The sequence below is a fragment of the Micromonospora deserti genome, assembly GCF_003236335.1.
In the GTDB taxonomy this organism is placed as follows: Bacteria; Actinomycetota; Actinomycetes; order Mycobacteriales; family Micromonosporaceae; genus Micromonospora; species Micromonospora deserti.
This window is the reverse complement of the sequence record NZ_POUB01000598.1, coordinates 1-393: the sequence shown is the minus strand read 5'-3', so window position 1 is coordinate 393 and position 393 is coordinate 1. Positions and strand designations below refer to the sequence as shown.

Genomic DNA, 393 nt, shown 5'->3' with positions numbered 1-393 from the left:
GTATAGTATTAATTATATTGAAAGTTAGTTGGAAGTTGATAGTAGGAGTGGGAGCATTGAAGCGATTTGTGGCGACGGTATTATTATTACTAGTCTTTATATCAGGATGTGGTAATGATAAATATGTGAAAGAAATAGATGAAGCAGTTAAAATTAAAAATCAAAAACAAGAACAACTTGCCAAAAAAGGCAACGGTGATCGTGTTGATCATTTTGAACGCAAAGATGCTAATATTTATGTCTATGATAAGGATAAAATTATCATTTTAGCTTATAAACCTTTGAGTAATGATGATGAAGTGCATTATTATGCATATGATTTTAGTGATAAACGTGTATCATATAAGCAAGATTTTGATTCGAGACGATATTATCAACAACATGATGCGGATT

At 30.3% G+C, this 393-nt stretch carries 1 protein-coding gene; it reads left to right on the top strand.

Annotated features, from left to right (window positions below; all coding sequences use genetic code 11):
- Positions 1-47 precede the first annotated feature (47 nt).
- On the top strand, positions 48-393 hold a 346-nt coding region (locus C1I99_RS35575), incomplete at its 3' end, for a DUF4467 domain-containing protein (protein ID WP_499877958.1).